Below are 22895 nucleotides of genomic sequence, written 5' to 3'. Positions count from 1 at the left end.
GAAGTTTATCAAGCCCGTCCAAACAAGAGAAGCGACGCAGTCCCCCTGCCGGTGGGATCCTGACTCGACCTTTCCCAAGGGGCACCCTTGCGGTGGTGGCGAAAAGGCGCCTTTTGGTCCGAATCCGCCCTTTCGCCACCTCTCAGCGCTGCTTATAAGACATAAAGCCCGCTCTCAGCAGAGTCGCGGGACAGGTGGCAGTTTTACAGGGTCTTAATATATGTCGATCTTCGGAAGTCTTGGCGGGTTGTTCACGTCTGATATGGCAATTGACCTCGGCACGGCGAACACGCTTGTCTATGTCAAAGGTCGCGGTGTCATCCTGTCAGAGCCGTCGGTTGTGGCCTATCACGTGAAAGATGGCGTCAAGAAAGTGCTGGCGGTTGGCGAAGACGCCAAGCTGATGCTGGGCCGGACCCCCGGCTCGATCGAGGCGATCCGCCCGATGCGCGAAGGGGTGATTGCGGATTTTGATACTGCCGAAGAGATGATCAAACACTTCATCCGCAAGGTCCATAAACGCTCCACCTTCTCCAAGCCCAAGATCATCGTCTGCGTCCCGCATGGGGCCACCCCGGTGGAAAAACGCGCGATCCGCCAGTCGGTTTTGTCCGCGGGAGCGCGCCGTGCTGGCCTGATTGCAGAGCCCATCGCCGCAGCCATTGGTGCCGGCATGCCGATCACCGATCCCACTGGCAACATGGTTGTGGATATCGGTGGCGGCACGACCGAGGTTGCGGTCCTGTCGCTGGGTGACATCGTCTATGCCCGCTCCGTTCGCGTTGGTGGTGACCGGATGGATGAGGCGATCATCTCCTATCTGCGGCGCCAGCAGAACCTTCTGATCGGGGAATCCACCGCTGAGCGCGTGAAAACCTCCATCGGCACCGCCCGCATGCCCGATGATGGCCGCGGCCAGTCGATGCAAATTCGTGGGCGCGACCTGCTGAACGGCGTGCCGAAAGAGATCGAAGTCAGCCAGGCCCAAGTCGCCGAGGCGCTGGCCGAACCGGTGCAGCAGATCTGCGAAGCGGTGATGACCGCGCTGGAAACCACCCCACCGGATCTAGCGGCAGATATCGTCGACCGGGGCGTTATGCTCACTGGCGGCGGCGCGCTGCTGGGCGATCTGGATCTGGCTCTGCGGGAACAGACCGGTCTGGCCGTCTCCATCGCCGATGAGAGCCTGAACTGCGTGGCACTTGGCACCGGTAAGGCACTGGAATACGAAAAACAGCTGGCACATGCCATTGATTACGACAGCTGAGCGGTCAAACCATCGCTAAGATGGTGGACGCCCGGCGCCGGGAAGGAACACCTTGGCCAAAGATCGGTCCCAGCGCGATGACTACACCGCCCCGCTGCGCCGCCTGCTGACCGGGGTTGTCTGCCTGTGCCTGCTGGGTATTTTTCTGGTCTGGCGCATCGACAGCCCACGGGTTGAACGGTTCCGCGCGCAGGTGGTTGACGCCGTCGTCCCCAGCATGGATTGGGCGATGATCCCGGTCGAGGGCGCAATCAACCTGTTCCGCGATTTTCAGAGTTATCAGCGACTTGCCGAACAGAACCGGGAATTGCGCAGCGAATTGCGCCAGATGCGCGCCTGGAAAGAGGCCGCGTTGCAGCTGGAGCAGGAAAACGCGCGGCTGCTGGATCTCAACAATGTGCGGCTAGACCCGCGTCTTACCTATGTGACCGGCGTGGTGATGGCCGACAGCGGGTCTCCGTTTCGCCAGTCGGTGATCCTGAATGTGGGCGCCCGCGACGGGGTGCGCGATGGCTGGGCGGCGATGGATGGCATCGGCCTTGTCGGGCGGATCTCCGGCACCGGGCAGGACACCGCGCGGGTGATCCTGCTGACCGATGCGGCCAGTGCCGTGCCCGCCCTGATCCAGCCTTCAGGGCAGAGCACGCTGGTGGCCGGTGACAACAGCCCCGCACCGGTGATCGACTTCCTTGAAAACCCCGATCTGGTGCGCCCCGGTGACCGGGTGGTGACCTCGGGCGATGGCAATGTGTTTCCGGCGGGCCTGCTGATCGGGCAGGTCACGCAAGACCGGTTTGGCCGCCTGCGGGTACGTCTCTCGGCGGATTTTGAGCGGCTCGAGTTTCTGCGGGTGCTGCGCCACCATGGCTCTGAGGTGATCAAGGACCCCGGCGGGCTGGTGGTGCCTGCACCGGGCATCAATATCCCGCAGCCCCGCCCCGAAGGTCTGGGCGATGAGGCCGCAGCGGAGGCCGGCAATGGCGAATAACGCCCCGGCGCGGATCTGGGTCATGCGGGCGGCCTTTCCCGCCTTGGCGCTGGTGATCATGTTCTTTCATCTGCTGCCACTGGACACGCTGCCCTCCCGCTGGGCACCGCCGGATCTGCTGCTGGCGTTGGTCATGGCCTGGTCGATGCGCCGCCCTGACTATGTGCCGACCGTGATGATTGCGCTGACCTTCCTGCTGGCGGATCTGTTGTTTCAACGGCCACCGGGGCTGATGGCGCTGCTGGTCGTTCTCGCCTGCAGCTTTCTGAAGTCACAGGTCCAGCCGCACCGCGAAACCGCCTTCATCGGGGAATGGGTCACCGTGGCCATGACCATCACCGCCGTGACCCTGCTCAACCGGCTGATCCTCGCGGTTCTGGGGGTGGTGCAGCCGTCGCTGGGGTTGATTCTGATCCAGATGGTGGCAACATTGTTGATCTATCCGCTGGTCGCGCTGGCCAGCCAAAGCCTGCTAGGGGTGCGCAAACTCTCCCCCGCAGAGGCAGAAGCCCTGGGAAGCCGCTGATGAAACGCAACGTCAAAGACGTCGAAGCCACACATCGCAAACTCAGCCGCCGCGCCCTGCTTTTGGGCGGGTTGCAGCTGGCCTTTGCTGGTGGTCTTGCGATGCGCATGCGCCACCTTCAGGTCGATCAAGCCGATCAGTTCCGCCTGCTGGCGGAGGAAAACCGGATCAACCTGCGCCTGATCCCGCCCGCCCGCGGGCAGATCTATGACCGCAACGGCACCATTTTGGCGCAGAACTCCCAATCCTACCGGATCACTGTGGTGCCGGAGGACGCAGGCGATGTGGGCGACGTCATCGATAAGCTGTCGCGTCTGCTGACGCTGGACCCCGAAGACATCGAACGCGCCATGGCCGAGATGCGCCGCTCACCGCCGTTCCTGCCGATCACCCTGGCCGATCAGATCAGTTGGGACGATATCTCCAAAGTTGCCGTGAACGCCCCTGCCCTGCCCGGCATCACGCCCGAGGTTGGCCTGACCCGTGTCTATCCCCAGCAGGAGGACTTTGCCCATGTGGTCGGTTACGTCGGTCCGGTCTCCGATTATGATCTGAGCAAGATGGAGGACCCCGAGCCGGTGCTGATGATCCCGCGCTTCCAGATCGGCAAGGTCGGGTTCGAGGCCAAGCGTGAGGACGTCTTGCGCGGCAAGGCCGGCGCCAAGCGGGTTGAGGTCAACGCCACCGGACGGGTCATGCGCGAGCTGGACCGCCGCGAGGGTGAGGCCGGTGCGGATATGCAGCTGACCGTTGATGCGGATTTGCAATATTACACTCAGGCCCGTTTGGGTAAGGAAAGCGCCAGCGCCGTGGTGATCGACTGCGAGAGCGGCGATGTGCGCGCCATCGCCTCCTCCCCCAGCTTTGATCCCAATCTGTTTGTGCGCGGTATTTCGGTCGCCGATTACCGGATGCTGACCGAAGACCCCTATCGCCCGCTGGCCAATAAATCGGTGCAGGGCACCTATCCGCCGGGATCCACCTTCAAGATGATCACCGCCCTCGCCGCGCTGGAGGAAGGCTTGATCGGCACCGAAGACACCGTCTGGTGTCCCGGCCATCTGGAGGTCTCGGGTCGCCGCTTCCACTGCTGGAAACGTGCAGGCCACGGCCATGTGGATCTCAACACCTCGCTCAAAAGCTCCTGCGACGTCTATTATTACGACCTCGCCATCAAGGTTGGCATCGACAAGATTTCCGCCATGGCGAAACGCTTCGGCCTTGGCGTGCGCCATGATCTGCCGATGTCCGCCGTGGCCAAGGGGATCGCCCCGAACAAGGAATGGAAGTCAAAGACCTACGGTCAGGACTGGCTGGTCGGCGACACCGTGAACTCCTCCATCGGGCAGGGCTATCTCTTGGCCTCGCCGATGCAGCTGGCGGTGATGACCGCGCGTCTGGCCACTGGCCGGTCGGTCACGCCGCGCCTGCTGAAATCCATCGACGGGGTAGAACAGCCCAGCGGCGCGGGGGAACCAATCGGCGTCAATGAAAACAACCTGCGCACCATCCGCCGGGGCATGTATTCAGTCAGCAATGAGCGGCGCGGCACCGGCTATCGCTCCCGGATCATCGCCGACGGTATGCGCATGGCCGGCAAAAGCGGCACCAGTCAGGTCCGCAATATTACCGCCGCAGAACGCGCCGCCGGGGTGATCCGCAACGAGGATCTCCCTTGGGATCGCCGCGACCATGCGCTGTTCGTGGCCTATGCACCGGCTGACGATCCGAAATTCGCCGTGGCGGTGGTGGTGGAACATGGTGGCGGCGGCTCCAAGGCAGCCGCCCCTATCGCGCGCGACGTGCTGCTGCAAGCACTCTATGATGGCACACCACCGTTGGAAGCCTATCCCAAGAAGGACCGCAGCCGCATCAAAGCGCAGCAGGAGCGTCTGGAACGTGAGCGCTTCCAGCGCAACAGCGGCAGAGACCAGGCATAGAGGACCCGCATGAGCTATCTCGCCAATAACGCACAATCGGTTCCCACCGGCCTGCGCAAGATCCTCTATCTAAACTGGCCCTTGGTCCTGCTACTGGCCAGCGTCGCCAGCGTCGGCTTTCTGATGCTCTACTCGGTGGCGGGGGGCAGTTTCTCCCCTTGGGTCGAGCCGCAGGTCAAACGCTTCGTTCTGGGCCTGTCGGTAATGCTGGTCGTCGCCATGATCCCGATCTGGTTCTGGCGCAATATTTCTGTTCTGGCCTATTTGGTCTCAGTCCTGCTGCTGGTGGCGGTGGAGTTTTTCGGCACCGTCGGCATGGGCGCGCAGCGCTGGATCGATATCGGTTTCATGCGGCTGCAACCGTCTGAGCTGATGAAGATCACCCTGGTGATGCTGCTGGCGGCCTATTACGACTGGCTGCCGCCGGAACGCTGCTCGCGTCCGCAATGGGTAATCCTGCCGGTCATCCTGATCCTGCTGCCCACCTTTCTGGTGCTGCGCCAGCCGGACCTTGGCACCTCCATCCTGCTGATGGCGGCCGGTGGCGGTGTGATGTTCCTCGCAGGCGTCCACTGGGCCTATTTCGCCGCTGTCATCGGGGCCGGGGTCGGGCTTGTGGCGACCGTGTTCAAAAGCCGGGGCACCGACTGGCAACTGCTGAAGGACTACCAGTTCCGCCGCATCGACACCTTCCTGGATCCGTCACAGGATCCACTTGGGGCGGGTTACCACATCACCCAGTCAAAGATCGCGCTCGGCTCCGGCGGCTGGTCAGGGCGCGGCTTCATGCAGGGCACCCAGTCGCGGCTGAACTTCCTGCCGGAAAAACACACCGATTTCATCTTCACCACCCTGGCCGAGGAATTCGGCTTCATAGGCGGTTTTACCCTGCTGTTCATTTATATGCTGGTGATCACCTTCTGCATCGCCACCGCGCTCGCCACCAAGGACCGCTTTGCATCGTTGGTCACATTGGGGATTGCGATCAGCTTCTTCCTGTTCTTTGCCGTGAACATGTCGATGGTGATGGGCCTCGCCCCGGTGGTGGGGGTGCCGCTGCCGATGGTGTCCTACGGTGGCTCGGTGATGCTGGTTCTGATGGGCGCCTTTGGCCTCGTGCAAAGCGCGAATATCCACCGCCCGCGCTAAGCGCCGGTTAAGGCCGCCAGAAGCACCCGTGTCAGCGCACTGTCGGCATCGCGTTGGTGCAGCAGAACCCCCAACCGCCGGGCCTCCCCGTCAAACGGGGTGAACCGCAGGCCAGCATGCCTGCGCAGCCCCTCCCAAAGCGGCACGACGGCCTGTGCGGTGCCCTCTGCCACCATCTGCGCGATCAGCTCCAGCGCATCCAGTTCCGCCAGAATGTCCAGCGTATCAACCCGCTGTGTCAGCGCCTGCCAACAGCGCGCCCCACCCCAGGCCTCGCGGCTGTAGATCAGGAACGGCAGCGCCCCATCAGATAGCCCCTCACCGCCCCCTTCTGCCTGCAACAGGCCAATGGGCTGGCGGGCGACCTCTTTGAATACATAGGCTTTGGGGAGCGCAAACGGTGGCTCAATCAGCAGTGCGGCATCCACCTGCCCCTGTTGCATCGAAGCATAAAGCCCTTCTGACGTGCCCGGCACCAGCTGCAAGGCAACCTCCGGCGCGGCCCCTCTCAGGTGCCGAAGGATCACTCCCGCGTAATCCCCCATGGCCGTCGACACCGCCCCCAGCCGCAGCGTGCCGCTGAGGCTGGCCCCGCGCAGCTGCCCTCGCAGCTCTGCCTCAGCCCGCAGAACCCCTCGCATCTTTGGCAACAGGCGACGACACTCCGCCGTGGGCTGCATGACGCGCCCGGCGCGGCACAAAAGCCCCACACCGACATCGGCCTCCAACGCCGCGATCCGTTGCGAAATCGCCGATGCGGTGATCCCCTCCCGGCGGGCCGCCGCCGCCAGGGACCCCTCCTCTATCGTGGTGACGAGGCTGGAGAGGAACCGTGTATCCATAGTTTCTCTTATGTTTGAATATAGGAAAACAAGCTACCCTTTTTCATCGCCCCCTTCTATCCCTAAGGCCACAGATTACAGGGAGCAGAGCGATGAGCATTTTTCACCTCGCCTATCATGTCGATGACCTTGATCAGGCGCGCGGCTTTTATGGCGGCCTGCTGGGCTGTCAGGAGGGGCGCAGCACAGAGACCTGGGTCGATTTCAACTTCTTCGGTCATCAGATCTCGCTCCATCTCGGGCCGGTTTTTGCCACCGCCAACACCGGCAAGGTCGGCGATCACATGGTGCCGATGCCCCATCTGGGTGTGATCCTGCCGCAGGACGCCTGGCGCCTGCTGGCGGATCGGCTGGAACAGGCAGGGCTGGAGTTCACCATCGCCCCCACCACACGGTTTGCGGGCGAGCCGGGTGAGCAAAGCACGATGTTCTTTCACGATCCCGCGGGCAACCCGATTGAAATCAAGGGATTTGCCGATATGGCCGGAGTGTTCGCCATATGATCAACGTCCAGTTCGCCGCCCTGCCTGAACGCTGGGCCACCTATGAGGCGCCTTTGCGCGCCGCCTTTGCAGAGGCCGGGCTGGAGGTCGATCTGCGTCTTGATCACGCCCCGGCTGATGTGGATTACGTGGTCTATGCCCCCAATTCAGACCTGCAGGATTTCACACCTTATACCCGCTGCAAGGCGGTGCTCAGCCTCTGGGCCGGAGTGGAGAAGATCGTGGGCAACCAGACCCTGACGATGCCGCTCTGTCGGATGGTCGACCCCGGTCTGACCGCAGGCATGGTGGAATGGGTCACCGGTCATGTGCTGCGCTATCACCTCGATATCGACCGCACGATCCACACGCAGGACCGCTGGGCCCCGGTGGTCCCCCCGCTTGCCGAGGAACGCCCGGTGACGGTTCTGGGTCTTGGCGCGCTGGGGCAGGCCTGTGCGCAGATGCTGGCGACACTGGGCTTTCCGGTCACCGGCTGGTCGCGATCTGAGAAATCCATAGACGGCATCACCTGCCGCCATGGCGATGCAGGCCTACGGGACGCGCTGGCGATGGCAGAAATCGTCGTTTTGCTGCTGCCTGATACCCCGGCGACGGAAAACACCCTCAACCGCGACACCCTCGCCCTGCTGCCCAAGGGCGCGCGGATCATCAACCCTGGTCGCGGCCCCCTGATCGACGATGACGCCCTTCTGGCCGCGCTCGACAGGGGTCAGATTGGCCATGCAACGCTTGATGTCTTCCGCGTTGAGCCACTGCCGATGGATCATCCCTATTGGACCCATCCCAATGTAACCGTGACACCGCATATCGCGGCAGAGACACGCCCCCTCACCGCCGCCCGCGTCATTGCCGAGAATATCCGCCGGGGTGAGGCTGATGACGTCTTCCTGCATCAGGTGGATCGCAGGCTTGGGTATTAGGGCCAGATACTCAGCGGATAGGACTTAACGATCAGCAAACCCAGCGCACGCCGCGCTCAGGATTGGTTCAGACCGCTGTGCCAGACTGGCCCCAATCGCGATTGCAGGATCCGGGTCTGGCACCCCGACTCCAACCAGGAACCGGGCCCCAACTTCTGGGGGCGTGCAGAGAATTTGCGCACGCGGGCCATCAACCCGCCCTCCTCCGCCCTCCGTGGCGGCGCCGTCCACTTTATGCCGCAACCATCTGGTTGCAGACCTAGGCCCAGATCAACGACTGATAGATTGATCCAGAGACATCCCGGGCAGCCACAGGCTGCACCGGTAAACCTGTGCGCCTTGCCGATCGGGCCGCCCAGTCCCAATCCCCCAACAGCCCGGTAGACCCTGCTGCAGAGCGGTAGTTTTCAAAACTTGAAGACTGATGTGCCCAGCCTGCGCCTCTTCGCACGACAGCGCATCGCGCCCCGGAGCGCCTGATAACAGGGCCCACACAGCAATTTGCGGAATTGTTGCTAGCCAGACGCCAGACAGCTGCGCTACGGTCCTTGAAAAAACTATAAAACAGGGACGGAACACATGAACAATCGCTTAAGGAAGATCACCATCGTCGGCGGCGGCACGGCGGGGTGGATGACGGCGCTGATCCTGGAGACAGAACTCTCCCGCACATCAGCGCCCAAGGACCGACCAAAAATCTGCCTGATCGAAAGCCCGAATATCGCCACCGTCGGTGTGGGCGAGGCCACCGTGCCGCGGATGCCCAAAACCCTCCGCCAGGCTGGCATTTCAGAGCGCGCCTTTTTCCGTGAGACCAACGCCTCGTTCAAACTGGGGGTAAAGTTCTGCAACTGGAACACCGACGCCAAGGGCAATCGCATCGACTACGTGAACCCCTTTGCCCATGGTCAGCTGCTGGAGGGGCTGGAGCCTGCCGAATACTTCCTGCGCTTTGGCAATGGGGATCGGGACTATACTCAGTCCATCTCCCCCCATGATGATCTGGGCCGCCTGTGCAAGGGCGCCCGCCCGCTTGGTCAGCCGGAGTTTGAGCAACGCTTTGGCTATGCCTATCATCTGGACGCGGTGAAATTTGCCGGCATGCTCACCAAGGTCTGCACCAAACATGGCGTGGAACATATTCAGGATGAGGTGACATCGGTTGAACTGGATGAGCAGGGCAATGTCAGCCATCTGATGCTGGAGCAGCGCGGTCGCCACGATGTTGAGATGGTCATCGACTGCACCGGTTTCCGCGGGCTGATTATCAATCAGGCGCTAGGTGAGCCGTTTATGGATTACTCTGACTATCTGCCCAATGACCGCGCGATGGCGCTGCAGATCGACCACCCGGACCCGGAAAAGATCGAAAGCCTCACCCGCTCCACCGCCCTTGGGGCCGGTTGGACCTGGCGGGTGCCGCTCTATAACCGAGTCGGCACCGGCTATGTGTTCTCCTCGGCCCATCGCACCGATGATCAGGCAGCGGATGAGTACCTTGAATGGCTGGGCGACAGCGGCAAAGGGGCGACCCCGCGCATTATTCCAATGCGGATCGGGCGGGTGCGCAATGCCTGGGTAAAGAACTGTGTGGCCATCGGTCTGGCCGGTGGCTTCATCGAGCCGCTGGAAAGCACCGCGATCCATATGATTGATCACGCGGTGCGCTGGCTCACCGAACATATGCCCACGCGCGACATCGCCCCGTCCCTGCGCAGCCGATACAACCGGCAGATGGACAAGCTCTACGACGAGGTGCTGGAGTTTATCTGCCTGCACTACCGATTGGGCAACCGCACCGACGACCAGTATTGGATCGACGCCCGCACCGAGATGAAGATCCCGGATCGTCTGGCCGAGAACCTGGAACTCTGGCAGCACCGCCTGCCGATGCCCCATGATATTGAGTTCGCGACCCTGTTTGACTACCGCGTCTATCAGACCGTGCTTCTGGGCAAACAGGTCTACGATACGGGCTATGGCCCCGGCATCCGGGACCGGCTGCGCCCGCTGAAGAAACCGATCTGGTTCCAGTGGTGGAAAGGCGCGAAGGTGGATCTGGCGCAGATCCTCAAATCCATGCCCGATCACAAAACCCTGCTGCGTGATATTCGCGGCGAGTTGGATCAGCCCGGCTTTGGCATGGCGGCCGCAATGAAGCCAACGGTGCCGATGCCATGTGCTGAGGCGGTGCCCTGCATGATCCAGAACATGCCCAGCTTCAGCGAAATCGAGAACGGCCAGAAAGATCTGCAACTGTTCTAGGATCACGGGCGAACGCTCAAACAGTTCACCAATGAAAGAGGGCAGACGCATGGCGCCTGCCCTCTTTCATTCCAACGGTTTCCATTCCAACGGTCGACGTGGATTATATCGCCGCCAGTCCGCGTCCTTTCAGCAACGCATCAACGCCCGGCAGGCGCCCCCGGAACGCGGTGTACAACTCAGCCGGATCGCGGGAGCCACCGGTGGAGAGGATATGCGCTTCCAATGCTTGGGCACGCTCAGGATCAAAGGCGCCGCCCGCCTCCTCAAAGGCGGCAAAGGCGTCTGCGTCCATCACTTCGGACCACATGTAGCTATAGTAGCCGGAGGAATAGCCGTCGCCCGAGAACACATGCGCAAAATGCGGCGTTGCGTGGCGCATGATAATGGCAGACGGCATGCCGATCTCTTCCAGAACCTCAGCCTGTTTGGCCATCGGATCCTTCGGTGCAGGCCCATCATGAAACGCCAGATCCACCAGCGCTGACGCCACATATTCCACCGTCTGGAACCCCATATCAAAGGTCGAGGCCGCCAGCACCCGGTCACGCATCTCGACCGGCATCGGCTTGCCGGTGTCGGCATGGGTTGCGAATTTGCCCAGAACCTCCGGCACATCCAGCCAGTGTTCATATAGCTGCGAGGGCAGCTCCACAAAGTCGCGCGCCACCGAGGTGCCAGAGATGCTCTCATAGGTCACATCCGACAGCATCTGATGCAGCGCATGGCCAAACTCATGGAACAACGTACGCGCATCATCATAAGACAGCAGCGCCGGCTCCCCCTTGGCAAAGTTGCAGACGTTGATCACGATCGGGGTCTGCGCCTCCGGGAACTTCGCCTGACTGCGCATCGCCGAACACCACGCGCCGGAACGTTTGGACGAGCGGGCAAAATAATCGCCAATGAACACAGCCACATGCGCGCCATTGCGGGTCACCTCCCAGGCGCGGCAGTCTTCGTGGTAAAGCGGCACATCCAAGGGGGTAAACTCAAGCCCAAACAGGCGGGTTGCGCAGTCAAACGAAGCCTCGATCATGCGGTCCAGCTGGAAATAGGGCTTTAGCTCCGCCTCATCCAGATCATGCTCCGCTTTGCGCCGTTTCTCCGCATAGTAGCGCCAGTCCCAGGGCTCCAACTCGCCGTTGATGCCATCGTCCTGCATCATTTTTGTCAGCACCCAGGCATCCGCCTCCGCCTGCCCCTTGGCCGGCTCCCAGACCTGCATCAGCAAATCGCGCACCGCAGCCGGGGTCTTGGCCATCTCGGTTTCCAGTTTGTAGGCCGCGAAGTTTTCATAGCCCAGCAGTTTGGCGCGTTCTTCGCGGAGGGTCAAAATTTCGGCAGCAATCTCACGATTGTCGCTCTCACCACCATTGGCTCCGCGTGCAGCCCAGGCCTCAAAGGCGCGTTTGCGCAGGTCGCGGCGGGGCGAGAACTGCAGAAACGGCGTGATAAGCGAGCGCGACAACGTCACCGCCGGGCCATCCAGACCCTTGTCCTTGCCCGCGGCGCGGGCGGCATCGACGACAAACTGCGGCAAACCGGTCAGATCGTCTTCGCTCAGCGCCATGAACCAGTCGCGCTCATCCGCCAGCAAGTTTTGCGTAAACTCCGTCCCAAGCGTTGCCAGACGGGATTTGATCTCCTGCATGCGGGTGTCATCCGCGCCTTCTAGCGCCGCACCACCCCGCACAAATCCACGATGGGTCAACATCAGAACGCGCTGTTGCTCCTCGCTCAGATCCAGCGTGTCCCGCTGATCCCACACGGCTTTGACACGGGCATAAAGGGCCTTGTTCGCGGTGATCGCGGAAAAATGCGCCGCCAGTTTCGGCGAAAACGCCCGCTGCAACGCCTCGCGCTCGGGATTACTGTCGGCCCCAGCCACACTGTAGAACACTGACAACACCTGCTCCAGCTCGCGGCAGGGGGTTTCCAGCGCCTCGATCACATTGGCAAATGTCGGCGCCTCAACTGAGCTGGCAATCGCATCAATCTGCGCCTTATGCGCAGCCAAGGCCTCCTCCAGCGCGGGGGCAAAATCGCTGTCCTTTATCTGGTCGAAGGGGGCAATTTCAAACGGCGTGTCCCAAGTGGACAGCAGCGGATTGGTCATGGCAAATCTCCTTTGAGAGGAAGCTATGCCTGCCCTCGCCCGCCGTCCAGAGGCGCAGCCAAGAGAATTTCACCAATCAGCGCCGAGGGACCACCGCTACCGGCGCTCCTCACGGCGGCGCAGGTGTTTTTCAAACCGTCTGAGCAGCAGAGACAAGCCAATTGTCAGCGTCAGATAGATCAGCGCCACCACATTGTAGGTCTCGAAATAGCGAAAATTGCCCACCGCCGTCAGCTTGCCCAGCTGCGTGACATCCGCAACGCCCAGCACCGATACCAGCGAGCTGTCCTTCACCAGTGCGACAAAGTCATTGCCCAGCGGCGGCAAGATGGTGCGGATTGCCTGTGGAAACACAATGAAGCGGAAGCGATGCCAGCGGCTGAGGCCTAGCGCCTTCGCCGCCTCAATCTGGCCCTCATCCACCGATTGCAGGCCCGCACGAAACACCTCGGAGATGAAGGCGGAATAGGCAATCATCAGCGCAATAATGGCCCGCCACAACAGCGGAAAATTGCGGGTGCGGATCGGGTCCAGCCCCAGATGCGCGCCGATCCAGTTGCGCAGCTCCACCAGCGCCGGGGCCAAGACAAAGGCGACGTAGAGCAGCAGCACAATGATCGGAATGCCGCGCACCACCTCTATGTAGAACCGCGCGCTCTGACGGATCACCAGCCAGCGTGACCCCGCCGCAAGCGCCAGCCCAAGGCCCAGGAGTGATGCGAGAAAAAAACTGATCAGCGTCACGAAGATGGTCAGCTGGACACCGCGCATCAACGTGCTGAGAATGGTGAGATAGAGATCATCCGAGGCCACCCGCCAGATCAGCGTCCCGCCAATCAGAAGCACCGCCGCCAGCCACCAGGGAAAATCGTCTTTCTTGCCGTCCGCCCTGCGCGGCTTTGGTTGTTGTGCGCTCATATCTGCCCCTTGATGTAGAAATCCCCGGCGCCTGGGCCGGGGATTGGTCGTTGTCTGTGCAGGGTTACCCGCCGAGCTTATACTCAAGGAACCATTTGGTGTTCAGCGCATCCAGCGTGCCGTCTGCCTCCATTGCGGAGATGGCTGTATTGATCGGTGCCACCAGATCGCTGCCCTTGGGGAAGATGAAGCCGAAATCCTCGGTCCCCAGCGGCTCACCCACGATTTTCAGCGCACCATCAGAAGCCTGCACATAGCCATTTGCGGCGGTGCTGTCAGACAATGCCAGATCCACATCGCCCGTGCGCAGCGCCTGAATGGCCGCGCCAAAGGTTTCAAACAGCTTGATACGCGGGTTCGCCTCATCGCCGTCAAGGATATCGTAAACTGTCACGTAAAACGGCGTGGTGCCGGGCTGCGCGCCTGCCAGCAGATCCGCATCCGCGGCAAAACCTGCAGCATCATCAAACCGGCTCTCATCCCCGGCCACGATCATGCGCATCTGCGAGGTCAGGTATTTGTCTGAAAAATCGACTTTTTCCTTACGATCGTCGCGGATGGTGATGCCGGTCATGCCCATGTCATACTGGCCATCGCTGACGGCAGGAATCATCGCGTCCCAGCTCGTCGTCTCATAGACGACGGTGATGTTGATCCGCTCCGCGATCTCCGCCATCGCGTCATATTCCCAGCCGATTGCCTTGCCACTGGAGGGTTCAACAAATTGCAGTGGCGGATAGGCGTTTTCCACCGACACGACCACTTCGCGCCCCTCAAGATCCGGCAAATCCGCCGCGATAGCTGCGCTTGCCAGCAAGGCCGCGCCTGCGGTTGCGGCCGCTGTTTTCAGCGCCGTCCCAGTCCATGTGAATGTCATCTTATCCTCCCCTTTGGTGATGTGATTGAGTCGTCAGCGTGTCTCAGGTGGCCTCCGCATCGGAGCGCGGCGCGCCTGCCTCTTTGCTGCTGTCTTCTCCGGCTTCCGCTCCGCCCGCGCAAATCGGGCAATCGCTGCGTTGGCTGAGGGTGATCTTGCGGCTCTCGGAATAAAGCCCGTCGTAAATCAGCATCTCGCCCTGAAGGGTTTGACCGGCGCCGGTGATGGCTTTGATCGCCTCAAGTGCCATCATCGCGCCAACCACGCCGGGCAATGGGCCCACGACCCCCGCCTCGGAACAGCTGGGGGCGAGGCCTGCTGCCGGCGCTTCAGGAAAGATGCACTGATAGCAAGGGCCGCCTGAGGTGGGGTGAAACAGCGAAATCTGCCCCTCCCACTGCGACAGCGCGCCTGAAATCAGCGGCTTGCCCAGTGCCACAGCGGTCCGATTGGCCAGATAGCGCGTCTCGAAATTATCGGTGCCATCCAGGATCAGATCATAATCGCCAAACAGATCGGCGGCGATCTCCGCATCCAGGCGACGGTGGTAGGGGCGCACGGTGACATAGGGGTTCTGCGCCTCCATCGCGGCCTGCGCCGAGAACACCTTTGGAATGCCAATGTCATGATCCCGGTGGATCACCTGCCGCTGCAGATTGGCGTTTTCCACCAGATCATCATCGATCACCCCGATGGTACCGACCCCGGCGGCGGCAAGATATTGCAGCGCGGGCGCGCCCAATCCCCCGGCTCCAATCACCAAAACGCGCGCCTTGCGGAGTTTCTTTTGCCCCGGCCCGCCCAGCTCGCGCAGGACAATATGTCGGGCGTAGCGGTCCAGCTCGCTCTCCGAAAATTTGTCCGGGCGGGGTTGGGCGCCCTCCTGTGCTTCCGCCTCCGGCTGCGCGCGGCTGCGCAGGCGGCGCAGCACATGGCGATAGGCCAGCACCAGAGCCACCATACCGGCCAGCACCAGCCAGGGTGCCACAGATCCACCGGTGCCCACGCGCAGCGGTGCCGTTTCAGGCAGGGTCAGATGCACCGCCAGAATAGCGAGATACAGCACGCCAAGCAGACCCAGACGCAGGTTGCGCCCCAGCCCGAGAACCCGCCCGCCCCACCAGATCAGAGCGGCAAGAACAACAATCGACAGCATCAGTGCTGCCCCGTGGAGCCAAAGCCACCGCTGCCGCGCGCGCTGTCGCTCAGGCTGTTGACCAGTTGAAATCGCGCCTGCAATACCGGCGCAACCACCATCTGCGCGATGCGGTCGCCATGGGCGATCTCAAACGGGGCATCACCTGCGTTCATCACAATCACCCCCAGCGGGCCGCGATAGTCGCTGTCGATAGTGCCGGGCGCGTTGGGCAGGGTAATGCCATGTTTCAGCGCAAGGCCGGAGCGGGGACGGATCTGCACCTCGTACCCTTGCGGGATTTCCAGTCGCAGCCCGGTCGGCACCAGCGCGCGGGCACCGGGGGCAAGAGTCAGGCGCGCGCGATCCGGCAGGTTGGCGCGCAGATCGGCACCAGCGGCTTCGGCCGTCTGATAGGCGGGCAGCGGCACATCCCTATCTGCGCCGTCGTCATATGTGATGCGGATCTCGACCATTCCCGTGCCTTGTCCTTGTTCGTTTGTTCCTATTCGGGCACCTCAGCCCCTATCGGTCAGCGCCTCTGCAATGCGATCGGCCAACTGGCGCGCGACTGCGCTCTTGTCCATGCGCGGCCAGCTTTCGGCGCCTGCATCGGAGATTAGGATCACCGCGTTTTCGCTGCCACCCATGATGCCCGTCGCCGGGGAGACGTCATTGGCCACAATCCAGTCACAGCCCTTGCGCAGGCGTTTGGCGGTGGCGTTATCCACCACATCATTGGTTTCTGCGGCAAAGCCCACAACCAGCCCTGGTCGACCTTCTTTCAGATGCGACACGGTTTTGAGGATGTCGGGGTTTTCGGCAAATTCCAACACCGGCAGGCCGTCCTTTGATTTCTTCAGCTTGCGGTCCGAGGCGCTGGTGACGCGCCAGTCGGCCACCGCTGCGGCAAAGACACCGGCATCCGCAGGCAGGGCGGCAGACACCGCATCTGCCATCTCTTGTGCGGTTTCAACGGCCACCACCTCCACCCCCTCGGGCGGCGCGACGCTGGCCGGGCCCGTGATGAAGACCACCTCAGCGCCCAGATCGCGCAGAGCACGGGCCAGCGCAGTCCCCTGCGCCCCGGAGGAGCGGTTGGCGATATAGCGCACCGGGTCGATCGGCTCATGAGTGGGGCCGGAGGTCAGGACAATGCGGCGTCCCTTCAGCGGCCCGTCAGAGAGTTTGGCGGCAATGGCGGCAACAATCGCGTCCGGTTCAGCCAGACGACCTGGGCCAAATTCACCGCAGGCCATGCCGCCCTCATCAGGGCCGACGCAGGTGATGCCATCCGCCAGCAGTGTGGCCAGATTGCGCTGCGTTGCGGGGTGCTGCCACATTCGGACATTCATCGCAGGCGCCAGCAGCACCGGCGTATCTGTCGCCAGCAGCAGGGTGGAGGCCAGATCATTGGCGTGGCCATTGGCCATTTTCGCCATCAGGTCTGCGGTTGCCGGGGCCACCACCAGCAGATCCGCGCTACGCGACAGTTGGATATGGCCCATCTCAGCCTCGGTCGTGAGGTCGAAGAGATCGCTATGCACCGCCTGCCCAGCCAGCGCAGAGACCGACAAGGGGGTGACAAATTCCTCTCCTGCCTTGGTCAGAACCGGCACCACCTCAGCGCCCTGATCCTGCAAACGGCGGATCAGCTCCAGCGATTTATAGGCGGCAATTCCGCCACCGATGATCAGGAGAATACGTTTGTTCGCCAGCATTTGCCTATCCTTGCCGCAGATCCCGGCAAACTCTACTGCGCCCTGTCGCCAGTGTGAAACGGTTTTCCATCGGGGCCACGATCAAGTGGTCGTCTCCCCGGTTGAACTGCTCCCCTTTTACTGGAACGCAAGGCAGGGGTCGGGCCGCGAAACCGGCGGCGCATCCAGCAGCACGTCAAACACACCGTCGATTTGCCCGCCCTCCGACTGGCCAAGGGCGACAATTTTGAGATCAGGCCGGGCCAATCGCAAGGCCACAGGCGCTCCTCGGTCCAGCCGGGCATGGCCATTGCCGGTGATGACAACCACCTGCGGACGCGGTTGGTCGGCGATCCCATCTGTCAGCTGGTCCAACGCCGTCACAACACCACGCGCCAGTGCGGCATCCCGCAGCCGTTGCAGGTCGACCAGAACCGGCAGCATCTCTGCGGGCATTGCGTTGCAGTGATTTGCCAGCTGGTCGGCCTCCCGCGCGGCCTGTTCGGCCTCTGGCAGCGGTTCGGTCAAACCATATGCGGCCGCCTCCGCGCCGAAAAAACGCGCCACCCCCTGCTCCATCGCGCGGCGGGTCTCAGCGCGGGGCACCAAGGCCCCGACCTGCGCGGCCCCGTGGCCCGCCGCAAAAACCGGCTGGTAGAGTGCAAATTCCGGCCAGCCGGACTGCGCCCAGTCCAGCGCCTCCGCCAATGCAGGACCATCCCGCAACAGATCCGGGGTCAGACCGGCAGCCTGCGCCGGGGTGATCATTTCCCAAACCACGGCGGCAGGCGCTAGCGCGGCGATAATCTCCGCCTGCGCCGTATGGTGGGCGGGATTGTCATGCACCTCCCCCAGAAACACCACATCCGCATCCGTGAGCCGTGACACCACGTCTAAAACGGAGGTCGCTGGCGTCGCTGTCTGGGCGGTCTGGCTGACCGATTGATCTGCGCGGGCAGTACCGATGATTGCAGCGGCAGAGACAAGGCCGCCGAGGGCCATGGGACGCAGCGCCGCCGCGCAGATGAAAAAGGCGCGTCCGATGTGGGTCGCGCCTTTGTTGATAAAAATACTATGGTTTGTCATAGGAGGAAGTTTTGAACTTCCCGAGAGCAGGTTTCAAGCGATTTGCGCATCTTTTGGAAGGCGCCTGCCTCCAGCTGGCGCACACGCTCCTTGGACAGGCCCAGCTCGGTTCCGAGGCTCTCCAATGTGCGGGGCTTGTCCCGCAGTTTGCGCTCCGTAATGATGAAGCGTTCGCGATCATTCAGCGCCTGCATCGCCTCCACCAGCCAGGTCCGCAGCTGCTGGGTGTCATGGCTCTCCTCGACCAGCTCGGCGGCCTGAGCGCTGTCATCTTCCAGCGCCTCGATCCACTCGCGCCCCTCTTCCTCGGCTGACTGGACAGCGTTTAGCGAGAAATCCGCGCCCGCCAGCCGCCCGTCCATCATCTGAACATCCCGCAGCGGCACGCCGATTTCGGTGGCAATCTGCTGGTGCAGCTGATGCTGATCCAGACGTGAGCCCTCCGACTGGGCCTGACGCTCCAGCTGAGCCTGCACCCGGCGCATATTGAAGAACAGCGATTTCTGCGAAGAGGTCGAGCCGGTCCGCACCATCGACCAGTTGCGCATCACATAGTCCTGAATGGAGGCCTTGATCCACCAGACCGCATAGGTGGAGAACCGCACACCCCGATCAGGATCAAACTTATCCGCCGCCTTCATCAGGCCCAGACCCGCCTCCTGGATGAGGTCGTTCATAGGAGCGCCGTAGCGGCGGAATTTGGACGCCATCGAAATGGCCAGTCGCATATAGGCGTTGATCAAGCGGTGCAGCGCCTGCACATCGCGTTCATCCCGCCAAGCATAGGCCAGTTGCAGCTCTGTTTCCGCGTCCAGCAATTCCGCCTTCATTGCCCGCTTGGGCAACGGGTTTTCGATCATGGTATCAAGTGCCATTTTTCTTCCCCGTAGATGAATTTTGATCTGATTACGCGCGCTGCGCGGATTTGGATCACTTCACAATTGGCAATTTCCCGAAAATAGGGTCGGGACGGTTCTTCGCGGCCGGATGGGGCGTGGAGAAAAACGCCTAAAAGCGCCGCCGCATCGGGCCGGTCTGGGGTGCAATCAACGTCTGAAATATGGCGCCACCCTCGGCAGGTTGACGCGCTCTTGTGGTCAACACATCTTGTGCTGCATCGCACCCGTGGCTACCCAGTCACGCAACACTCGATGCAATCAGGGTAATAAAAGTGCCGTCTAAAGTCACATTCATTCTGGGCGGCGCAGCGTCGGGCAAGTCTGATTTTGCCGAAAACCTCTGCCTAAACTCTGGTAAAGACAGGGTTTATCTCGCCACTTCACAAGTGTTTGACGATGAGATGCGGGCGAAAATTGATCGCCACCTCCATCAGCGGGGCACCGGCTGGACCACCCATGAGGCGCCAATGGACATTGCGCCGGTGCTCGACTCGCTAACGGCAGATCAGATCTGCCTCGTGGATTGCGCCACCATGTGGCTCAGCAATCAGATGCTGGCGGAGGCGAATCTGGAGGCCGCTCAGCGCGACCTGCTGGAGGCGCTGGGGCGCTGCGCGGCTGAGGTGGTTGTCGTCTCCAACGAGGTGGGCCACGGCATTGTGCCGGACAATGCGTTGGCGCGCGCCTTCCGCGAGGCGCAGGGGCGGCTCAATATCGCATTGGCCGGAATGGCCGACCGGGCCGTGCTGGTCACCGCCGGACTGCCGCAGCTGCTGAAAGGAACGCTATGAACAACGATGCCATCACACGGCTGTTTCTGGTCCGCCACGGTCCCACCCATGCCAAATCCATGGTCGGCTGGTCCGATCTGCCCGCGGATCTGTCGGACACTGCCGCGCTGGACCGGCTGCATGGCTACCTGCCGGAACAGGCGCTGGTGGTCTCCTCCGATCTGAGCCGGGCGCGCGATACCGCCACCGCCATCGGCCGCGACCGGCAGCGGCTGGAGGATCATCGGGAGTTGCGCGAGATTCATTTCGGCGCCTGGGAGCTGCGCAGCTGGCGGGAGATTGACGCCGAAGACCCCGAACGCATCCGCGCCTATTGGGAAACCCCCGGCGATGTGACCCCGCCTGGCGGCGAGAGCTGGAATCAGGTCTGCGCGCGGGTAAATGGCGCCATCAACGGGCTGATCGACACCCATCGTGGGCGCGATCTGATTGTGGTGGGCCATTTCGGCCAGATCCTGACACAAATCCAGCGGGCCGAGCGGCTGACTGCCGAGGAGGCCTTCTCTCACCGGATCGACAATCTGTCGATCACGGAACTCACCCATCAGGGAACCGATTGGGAGCAAGGCTGGGGCTGCGGGAAAATCAATCACAATCCGTGATGGATGTGTGCACAAATATTACCTTTGGGAATGACTTGTGACGCGCTAGCTTCGCGCCATGACATATCAACTTTATATCGGTGATCGCAAGTATTCCAGCTGGTCGTTGCGCGGCTGGCTGATGCTGGAAAAATTCAACCTGCCCCATGAGGTCTCCTTGATTGAGATGTTTTCGGGCACCATGAAAGCGCAGATGGCGGCGCTGGCGCCTGCGCGGCTGCTGCCCACGCTGCAACTCCCCGATGGGACCGTGATTGGCGAAACCGTCGCCATTGCCGAAACGCTGGCGGAGCGCCACCCTGAGGCGGGCATGTGGCCCGAAGATCCGCGCCAGCGCGCAACGGCCCGCTGGTTGGTGGCGGAGATGGCCTCTGGCTTTGGCGCGCTGCGCAGCGCCTGTCCGATGCAATTGGCCCATGTCTATCAGGGGTTTGAACCCTCTGATGCAGTTCTTGCGGATCTGCGGCGCGTTGAGGCGCTGTTCGACCATGCGCGGACGGTCTCTGGCTGCGCGGAAGGCTGGCTCTTTGGCAGCTATTCCATCGCGGATGCCTTTTATGCGCCGGTGGCGGCACGCATTGTTGGCTTTGACCTGCCCGTTTCGGAGGCGATGCGCGCCTATTGCCGGGTCACGCTTTCTGACCCTGTGTTGCGCCGTTGGCGGGACCGTATGGATGAGGTGAGCTATGCCAGCGATCCCTATCCGATTGATCTGCCACGCAAACCCTGGCAGCTGAGCTGAGCCTCTGGTCGGCCCTCAAGGTAAATAATACGTAAAACCCCAAGGGTTTCGCACGCGCATTAACGACTCCGAAACCACGTTGCCAAAGCATCTCTCCCACCCACAGCGGAAAGGGGAGAGATGATTTCGCGCGCGTATACCGTGGCCTTTCAAGGCATAGAGGCCCGCCCGGTGGAGGTGCAATGCGCCGTCGCACCCGGCCTGCCTGCCTTCTCCATCGTGGGTCTGCCCGACAAGGCCGTGAGCGAGGCGCGCGAACGGGTACGCTCCGCCCTTGCGACCATGTCGATAGCCCTGCCCTCGCGCCGGATCACCGTCAACCTGTCGCCAGCAGATCTGCCCAAGGAGGGCAGCCATTTCGACCTCCCCATCGCGCTGGCGCTGCTGGCCGCCATCGAGATTGTGCCGCCGGAAGCCGCCTCCGAGACCATCGCGCTGGGGGAATTGTCGCTCGATGGCAGTCTGGTGCCCGTGGTGGGCGCGCTGCCTGCCGCCATGGCGGCCGCCAGTGAAGGACGGCGCCTGCTTTGCCCCAAGGCCTCTGGCGCGGAGGCCGCCTGGGTCAGTGATGCAACGGTGATTGGCGCCAGCGGGTTATCAGATGTGGTGCGGCATTTTACCGGGCAGATGGTGATCCCCCCGGCGGAACCCGGTGACGTCATTGAGGGCCCCACAGGCAAGGATCTGCGCGATGTGAAAGGTCAGGAACGGGCCAAACGCGCATTGGAAATCGCCGCCGCCGGACGGCATCATCTGTTCATGGTGGGGTCGCCGGGATCGGGGAAATCCATGTTGGCGGCGCGGCTGTCTTCTATCCTGCCGCCCCTCACGGCGGCTGAGGCGCTGGAGACATCCATGATCCAGTCGCTTTGCGGGTTGATCGACGACGGTGGCATTCGCCGCGACCGCCCGTACCGCGAACCCCATCACACCGCATCGATGGCGGCAATTGTCGGTGGCGGACGGCGGGCGCAGCCGGGGGAGATCAGCCTGGCCCATAACGGGGTTCTGTTTCTTGATGAGCTGCCGGAGTTCAGCCGCGCGGTGCTGGAAACCCTGCGCCAGCCGCTGGAGACCGGCCAAGTGAATGTGGCGCGCGCCAATGCCCATGTCAGCTACCCCAGTCGCTTCATGCTGGTGGCAGCGGCCAACCCCTGCAAATGCGGAGCGCTGAGCGATGCCAGCCGGGCCTGTGCGCGGGCGCCGCAATGTTCGGCGGATTATCTTGGCCGTATTTCCGGGCCATTGATGGACCGGTTTGACCTGCGGGTGGATGTACCGCCAGTGGCATTTGCCGATCTGGACATGCCGGGCGACAGCGAACCATCAGCAGATGTGGCGATGCGGGTAGCCATCGCGCGTGAAATCCAGACCTGCCGCTACCGCGATCATCCCGGCCTGCGCCAGAACGCCGATGCGGAGGGGCAATTGCTGGAAGAGGTGGCGACCCCCGATGCCGAGAGCCGCGCGCTGTTGCTACAGGCTGCCGACCGGTTCGGCCTTACTGCGCGCGGGTATCACCGGGTCTTGCGGGTGGCCCGCACCATCGCGGATCTGGATGGGGCGCCGGATGTCCGCCGCCCCCATATCGCCGAAGCGATCAGTTTTCGGATTGCTGCCTAG

Annotated in this window: 21 protein-coding genes; 12 read left to right on the top strand and 9 right to left on the bottom strand. The window is 62.3% G+C overall.

Annotated elements, in window-relative coordinates; all coding sequences use genetic code 11:
• Positions 1–220 precede the first annotated feature (220 nt).
• Genes OO25_RS08755 through rodA form a run of 5 tightly spaced genes read left to right on the top strand, consistent with a single transcriptional unit; the run spans position 221 to position 5870 of the window.
• Complete coding sequence (locus OO25_RS08755) at positions 221–1267, top strand: rod shape-determining protein (RefSeq protein ID WP_024096270.1); 1047 nt, start codon at positions 221–223, stop codon at positions 1265–1267.
• A 52-nt stretch (positions 1268–1319) separates the two neighbouring features.
• Positions 1320–2255 carry a rod shape-determining protein MreC gene (mreC, locus tag OO25_RS08750; protein ID WP_040173413.1) on the top strand — a complete coding sequence of 312 codons (936 nt, stop codon included), beginning with the start codon at positions 1320–1322 and terminating at the stop codon, positions 2253–2255.
• Positions 2245–2781 (top strand): rod shape-determining protein MreD, encoded by a 537-nt coding sequence (mreD, locus tag OO25_RS08745; protein ID WP_040179690.1) that lies wholly within the window; start codon positions 2245–2247, stop codon positions 2779–2781. The genes mreC and mreD overlap by 11 nt, the downstream gene beginning before the upstream one ends.
• Positions 2781–4721 (top strand): penicillin-binding protein 2, encoded by a 1941-nt coding sequence (gene mrdA / locus OO25_RS08740; RefSeq protein WP_040179689.1) that lies wholly within the window; start codon positions 2781–2783, stop codon positions 4719–4721. Before mreD ends, mrdA begins: the two co-directional genes overlap by 1 nt.
• A 9-nt stretch (positions 4722–4730) precedes the next feature.
• Positions 4731–5870, top strand: a complete 1140-nt coding sequence (gene rodA / locus OO25_RS08735; protein ID WP_014880865.1) for a rod shape-determining protein RodA — start codon at positions 4731–4733, stop codon at positions 5868–5870.
• Here rodA and OO25_RS08730 read toward each other — a convergent pair.
• A complete protein-coding gene (locus tag OO25_RS08730; RefSeq protein ID WP_040179688.1) occupies positions 5867–6712 on the bottom strand; it encodes a LysR substrate-binding domain-containing protein in 846 nt (281 codons plus the stop codon). The genes rodA and OO25_RS08730 overlap by 4 nt on opposite strands.
• Before the next feature lie 92 nt (positions 6713–6804).
• On the opposite strand from OO25_RS08730, the gene OO25_RS08725 reads away from it, so the two are divergent.
• The 3 genes from OO25_RS08725 to OO25_RS08715 all read left to right on the top strand — a co-directional run bounded on the left by OO25_RS08725 (position 6805) and on the right by OO25_RS08715 (position 10403).
• The gene (locus OO25_RS08725; RefSeq protein ID WP_040179686.1) at positions 6805–7215 is read left to right on the top strand and encodes a VOC family protein; all 411 of its coding nucleotides are present in this window, start codon (positions 6805–6807) and stop codon (positions 7213–7215) included.
• Positions 7212–8138 (top strand): glyoxylate/hydroxypyruvate reductase A, encoded by a 927-nt coding sequence (locus tag OO25_RS08720; protein ID WP_040179684.1) that lies wholly within the window; start codon positions 7212–7214, stop codon positions 8136–8138. Before OO25_RS08725 ends, OO25_RS08720 begins: the two co-directional genes overlap by 4 nt.
• Before the next feature lie 579 nt (positions 8139–8717).
• Positions 8718–10403, top strand: a complete 1686-nt coding sequence (locus tag OO25_RS08715) for a tryptophan halogenase family protein (RefSeq protein ID WP_040179683.1) — start codon at positions 8718–8720, stop codon at positions 10401–10403.
• Between the two features lie 103 nt (positions 10404–10506).
• On the opposite strand, the gene OO25_RS08710 is transcribed toward OO25_RS08715, so the two are convergent.
• The 8 genes from OO25_RS08710 to OO25_RS08675 form a co-directional block, all read right to left on the bottom strand.
• Positions 10507–12522, bottom strand: a complete 2016-nt coding sequence (locus OO25_RS08710) for a M3 family metallopeptidase (RefSeq protein ID WP_040179681.1) — start codon at positions 12520–12522, stop codon at positions 10507–10509.
• A 96-nt stretch (positions 12523–12618) separates the two neighbouring features.
• Entirely contained in the window at positions 12619–13440 is an 822-nt protein-coding gene (locus tag OO25_RS08705; protein WP_040173395.1) for an amino acid ABC transporter permease, read from the bottom strand.
• A 64-nt stretch (positions 13441–13504) separates the two neighbouring features.
• The gene (locus tag OO25_RS08700; RefSeq protein ID WP_040179679.1) at positions 13505–14317 is read right to left on the bottom strand and encodes a transporter substrate-binding domain-containing protein; all 813 of its coding nucleotides are present in this window, start codon (positions 14315–14317) and stop codon (positions 13505–13507) included.
• Positions 14318–14360: 43 nt separating this feature from the next.
• Positions 14361–15473 carry a HesA/MoeB/ThiF family protein gene (locus tag OO25_RS08695; protein ID WP_040179678.1) on the bottom strand — a complete coding sequence of 371 codons (1113 nt, stop codon included), beginning with the start codon at positions 15471–15473 and terminating at the stop codon, positions 14361–14363.
• Positions 15473–15928, bottom strand: coding sequence for a dUTP diphosphatase (gene dut, locus OO25_RS08690; RefSeq protein WP_040173389.1), 456 nt, complete (start codon positions 15926–15928; stop codon positions 15473–15475). The genes OO25_RS08695 and dut overlap by 1 nt, the downstream gene beginning before the upstream one ends.
• 42 nt (positions 15929–15970) lie before the next feature.
• Positions 15971–17173: a bifunctional phosphopantothenoylcysteine decarboxylase/phosphopantothenate--cysteine ligase CoaBC gene (coaBC, locus tag OO25_RS08685; RefSeq protein ID WP_040179677.1), complete on the bottom strand. Its 1203-nt coding sequence runs from the start codon at positions 17171–17173 to the stop codon at positions 15971–15973.
• A gap of 117 nt (positions 17174–17290) precedes the next feature.
• Positions 17291–18238: a ChaN family lipoprotein gene (locus OO25_RS08680; protein ID WP_040179675.1), complete on the bottom strand. Its 948-nt coding sequence runs from the start codon at positions 18236–18238 to the stop codon at positions 17291–17293.
• Positions 18235–19113: an RNA polymerase factor sigma-32 gene (locus OO25_RS08675; protein ID WP_040173382.1), complete on the bottom strand. Its 879-nt coding sequence runs from the start codon at positions 19111–19113 to the stop codon at positions 18235–18237. Before OO25_RS08675 ends, OO25_RS08680 begins: the two co-directional genes overlap by 4 nt.
• 296 nt (positions 19114–19409) lie before the next feature.
• On the opposite strand from OO25_RS08675, the gene cobU reads away from it, so the two are divergent.
• The 4 genes from cobU to OO25_RS08655 all read left to right on the top strand — a co-directional run bounded on the left by cobU (position 19410) and on the right by OO25_RS08655 (position 22895).
• Positions 19410–19928 carry a bifunctional adenosylcobinamide kinase/adenosylcobinamide-phosphate guanylyltransferase gene (gene cobU, locus OO25_RS08670; RefSeq protein WP_040179673.1) on the top strand — a complete coding sequence of 173 codons (519 nt, stop codon included), beginning with the start codon at positions 19410–19412 and terminating at the stop codon, positions 19926–19928.
• Positions 19925–20530: a histidine phosphatase family protein gene (locus OO25_RS08665; RefSeq protein WP_040173378.1), complete on the top strand. Its 606-nt coding sequence runs from the start codon at positions 19925–19927 to the stop codon at positions 20528–20530. The genes cobU and OO25_RS08665 overlap by 4 nt, the downstream gene beginning before the upstream one ends.
• A gap of 58 nt (positions 20531–20588) precedes the next feature.
• Positions 20589–21272 (top strand): glutathione S-transferase, encoded by a 684-nt coding sequence (locus tag OO25_RS08660; RefSeq protein WP_040179672.1) that lies wholly within the window; start codon positions 20589–20591, stop codon positions 21270–21272.
• A 120-nt stretch (positions 21273–21392) separates the two neighbouring features.
• On the top strand, positions 21393–22895 hold the full coding sequence (locus OO25_RS08655; RefSeq protein ID WP_040179671.1) for a YifB family Mg chelatase-like AAA ATPase: 1503 nt from the start codon (positions 21393–21395) through the stop codon (positions 22893–22895).

This window comes from Phaeobacter sp. S60, from assembly GCF_000826845.1.
GTDB classification, from domain to species: Bacteria; Pseudomonadota; Alphaproteobacteria; order Rhodobacterales; family Rhodobacteraceae; genus Phaeobacter; species Phaeobacter piscinae.
Note: the sequence above shows the minus strand (reverse complement) of the source record. Positions and strands in the feature narration are given on the sequence as shown.